Origin of the sequence: uncultured Negativibacillus sp. (genome assembly GCF_944388365.1) — a bacterium.
GTDB lineage: Bacteria > Bacillota > Clostridia > Oscillospirales > Ruminococcaceae > Negativibacillus.
In genome coordinates this window covers 1-4,593 of record NZ_CALXIN010000126.1, presented here as the reverse complement: position 1 = coordinate 4,593, position 4,593 = coordinate 1, and the positions used below count along the sequence as shown (strand labels likewise).

Below are 4,593 nucleotides of genomic sequence, written 5' to 3'. Positions count from 1 at the left end.
ACTTGTTTCATTCTCATGCCCGCACCATCTAAAGTTAGATTTTGCAGAAAGTCCGAGTGCGGGCCTACGCAGCCCGCGCCCGCGGTAACTATAGCAGGGCAGTCCCTGCTGTATCCTTTTGCGGGCCTACGCAGCCCGCACCCGCGGTGACTTTCTTGTGTGAAGAAAGTCACCAAAGACACAGTCAGGACCACTTGGTCCCGACACCTCCAACGAAAGGGGCAAGCCCCTTTTGAAACCCCGACTGCATGTTGCTAGTAAGTGCACTAGACGAAGGCACTCTGCTGCCCGAAGTGGCAGGTGCAATACTTGATATCCTCCTATTGGCGGAGCAGTCAGGGGGAGAGAACTTCGCTTTGCGAAGTTCCCGAGGGGAGAATCCCCTTGGAGAAGAATCCAAAGAGGATACCTCCTCTTTGGCGAATCTTTGGTTCCTTTCTTTTCGAGAAGAAAGGAACCTCGGGCGCGGGCTGAGTAAGCCCGCAAAGGTTCTTGCAGAAAGCTGGGAGAATGGGCAAAGCCCATTCTCGGGACCGCACACACGTAAGTAAAGCAACGCAGAAATCAGAGGTGCGGTCTTTCCTCGTGAAAGGAAAGTAATCGCGGTGTGGAGCACGTAGCTCCACAAAAGGGTTTTGCAGGTGCTATCCTGCAACAGAAAAAGGGTTTTTAAAAAAGGGATTCCCTTTTTTTATTTCATCTCCGAGAGGACTACCTCTGCAAGGATCTTCATGCCGTCGCGGGTCGACTCAATGTCTACCCACTCCTCGCGGGTATGCGCACCGTGACCTTCATATACGCCGAAGCATACCGCCGGAATGCCCATCGACAGCGGAATGTTGCAGTCGGTCGAACCGCATTCGTCGGTGCGGGTGTAGCCGTATTTCTCCGAAGCCTCTTTGACGATGCGAGTCAGTTCTCCGGTGTCCACTTCGCCTTTGCATGGGCGGTCGCCCAGCTGCTCGACCTCCAACTCGATGCCGTAGTTGCGGTAGGCGGCAATGACCGAATCAAAGAACTGATCCATGTAGGCCAGTCCTTCGCGGCGGTTGGAGCGGTATTCGTACATCATGCTGCACTGCTGGGCAATGGTGTTGATCGAGGTGCCGCCCTCGATGACGCCTACATTGTAGGTGGTCTTGCCAATGTCCGGTACCTTCAAGCTGTAAAAGCTGTCGATGATTTTGGCTGCATAGTAGATGGCGTTGCGGTTGCCGAAGGCGCCAAACGAATGTCCGCCTTCGGTCTTGACGGTGATGCGCCAGCGTTTGGAGCCGACAGCGTCGTTGACCACCGTCTTCATGCCGCCGTCGATGGCGTACAGACGGGTGATGCGTCCGTCAAAGTCCTTCATCAGCTGACGTACGCCCTTGAGGTTGCCAAGGCCCTCCTCGCCGGAGTTTAAGACAAACAGGATGCCGGTCTTGGGCTGCAGTCCCAGCTCCAAAGCCATGCCTGCCATCTCCATGACAGCAACGGCGTTGGTGGTGTCGTCGCCGATGCCAGGTGCATAAAAGCGGCCGTTTTCTTCTCTGAAAGGCAGCGGAGTGGTGTCAGGAAAGACGACGTCGGTGTGGCCGAGGATGGCACATACATCCGAGCTTACGTCGCCGTATGGGAAAATGACGTTGAGCGCCTCGTCAATGTAGACGCCGGTCGCACCCAGCGATTCCAGATACTGCTTGCACCACTGGGCGCGCAGCTCCTCGTGATTGGATGGAGCCGGAATCTGTGCCATGGTGCGGATGGCATCCAGGTAGCGGCTGCGATGGTTTTCAAGATATTCTAAAATCTGCTGTTCCAACATGAAAAAGCACCTCCTGAAGTGATTCAAAACGGTGGAAAAAAGAGCAAATATCCTTTCACATACCATAACAACATGATAGCACATCTTGTCGTCCGGTGCAATTTTTCCGCAAAGATTTTACAGGAATGTGCATAGATTTTACAGAGGCGTTGGCAGCAAGGACAGAAATGTGATACAATGAAGAAAATTTTTGACAATGAAGGGAAGAACAGCCCATGCAAAAATATCTGACCGTAGGAGTGCTTGCCCATGTCGATGCCGGAAAGACCACCTTTTCCGAGCAGGTGCTCTACCACACCGGCGCCATCCGCAAACTGGGAAGGGTGGACCACAAGGACGCCTTTCTGGATAGCGAGCAGCTGGAAAAGCAGCGCGGCATCACCATCTTTTCCAACAGCGCCTCCTTCGAGTGGGAAGGGGATCACTATGACCTGCTGGATACCCCAGGACATGCCGACTTTGGCGCAGAGATGGAGCGTGCCATCCAGGCGATGGACTATGCTGTGCTGGTGGTCAGCTGCGTGGAAGGCATCCAGGCGCACACCGAGCAGGTGTGGAAGCTGCTGCAAAAGTACAACGTGCCGGTCTTTTTCTTCTTAAACAAGATCGACCGCGCAGGCGCCGACCCTGAGCGGGTGCTGTCCCAGCTGCAAAAGAGGATGAGCAAAGGAGCGTGCGACTGCACCGGCTCCTTTGCAGGAGAGGACTGGGAGGAAAGCCTCATCGAGCGGGTCGCCGAGGAGGACGAAGCGCTCCTGGAACGCTACCTCGACGGAGGATTTGACCGCGCTATCTGGCAGTCTGCCATGGCAAAGCTGGTGCGGGAAAGAAAGCTGTTTCCCTGTTTTTGCGGTTCTGCCTTGCAGGATACGGGCATCGACACCTTTCTGCGCGGATTGTCGGCACTGACGCTGCCGGTCGAGGACGATGGAACATTTTCCGCCACCGTCTACCAGATTCGCCACGATGCCCGCGGCGAACGGCTTGCCTTTTTGAAGGTGCACAGCGGTGTCCTCAAAGCACGCGACGAGATCAAACTGATGCTGCCCGATGGCAGCTTTACCACCGAGAAGGCAAACGAGCTGCGTCTGTGCCAGGGCGGAAAATATACCACGGTGCCGCAGGTACAGGCAGGACAGCTGTGCGCAGCAACCGGACTTGTGCTGGTGCGTCCAGGTGATGAGGTGGGTGCAAGATGCTTTCACCGCGAGAGCCAGCTGACACCGATGCTGGGAGCGACGGTGCTGCTGGAGCCGTCGGTGCCGGTGCGCACGGCACTGGAAAAGCTGCGGCTGCTCGAGGATGAGGACCCAAGCCTTGGAGTGAGCTTTGACGAGGAACTGCAGGAGATACAAATTCGCGTGATGGGACAGATTCAGCTGGAGGTGCTCACCGAGCTGTGTCAGGAGCGGTTCGGACTGAAGGTACGCTTTGGCGACTGCCGTATCCTCTACCGCGAGACCATCTCGGCGCCGGTGATCGGCTATGGACACTATGAACCACTGCGCCACTATGCCGAGGTGCAGCTGCGGCTGTCGCCTGCGCCGCGCGGCAGCGGCATCCACTTTGCCAGCGAATGTCCGACCGACCTGCTCTCTCAGAACTGGCAGAACCTCATCCGCACCCATGTCTTTGAAAAACAGCACCGCGGCGTGCTGACCGGTTCGGCGCTGTGCGACGTGGACATTACTTTGCTGATCGGACGCTCCCACCTCAAGCACACCGAGGGCGGCGATTTTCGGGAGGCGACCTATCGTGCCATCCGGCAGGGATTGGAGCAGGCGCTCGCCGATGGCAAGGTGGTGCTGCTCGAGCCATACTATGCTTTTGAGATCACCGTTCCTGCCGACCAGGTTGGACGGTTGATGGCGGATTTGCAGCGGTTGGAGTGCAGCTTCCAAGCGCCCGAAACCGACACCGAACAGGCGATTGTGCGCGGACGCGGACCGGCAGCGGGACTGTCGGGATATGGACGGGAGTTTCTCAGCTTTACCCGCGGCAAGGGAGTGCTGGCGCTGCAGTTTGACGGCTATGAGCCGTGCAGTCACACGCAGGAGGTAGCGGAGGAGATCGGGTACGATCGCACCCGCGATCTGGCAAATCCATCCTGTTCGATCTTCTGTGCCCACGGCGCAGGATTTCCGGTTCCATGGAATGAGGTTCCTCAGTATGCGCACTGCAAAGGCCCGCAATCATAACAACAGGGAAGTCCCTGCACACCCCTTTTCTTTTATTGCAGGAGAGTTCCTGCGAACCACCTTGCGGGTCTACGCGACCCGCACCCGCGGAAACTTTCTTGTGTGAAGAAAGTTTCACAAAGAGCACACAAGGAACCTCCTGGTTCCTTGACCTCCAGCGAAGGGGGTCAGGCATGACCCCCTTTGAACCCCCACTGTATCGGCAGAAAGTGAACTCGACGAAGGCATTCTGCTATCCGAAGTGGCAGGTGCAAAACCTGACATCCTCTTACTTACGGGAAAGTCAGGGGGAGAGAGCTTTGCTTTGCAAAGCTCCCGAGGGGAGAATCCCCTAAGAGAAGATTCCAAAGAGGATACTTCCTCTTTGGCGAATCTTTGGTTCCTTTCTTTTCGGGAAGAAAGGAACCCCGGGGTGCAGGGGCGGGGAGCCTCCCTGCAAAATGGGTCGTGCAGGAACTGCCCTGCAAAGAATCCCCTGTTCGGCGATGAAGCCAAAAACAAAAGCCCTGTGGTTTTGAACAGGTCCAGTAAAAGTGGACAATAGACAAAACGCCCCCTGTGTAGGAAAATAGACCTATACAGGGGGTG

The 4,593-nt window shown here is 56.2% G+C and carries 2 protein-coding genes; one reads left to right on the top strand and one right to left on the bottom strand.

Features of this window, described 5'->3' with window-relative positions; translation table 11 throughout:
* Positions 1-691: 691 nt before the first annotated feature.
* Positions 692-1,807 (bottom strand): M20/M25/M40 family metallo-hydrolase, encoded by a 1,116-nt coding sequence (locus Q0L39_RS10780; protein WP_296629096.1) that lies wholly within the window; start codon positions 1,805-1,807, stop codon positions 692-694.
* Between the two features lie 215 nt (positions 1,808-2,022).
* Here Q0L39_RS10780 and Q0L39_RS10775 point away from each other — a divergent pair, with 215 nt between their 5' ends.
* Entirely contained in the window at positions 2,023-4,005 is a 1,983-nt protein-coding gene (locus Q0L39_RS10775; RefSeq protein WP_296629094.1) for a TetM/TetW/TetO/TetS family tetracycline resistance ribosomal protection protein, read from the top strand.
* Positions 4,006-4,593: the final 588 nt, after the last annotated feature.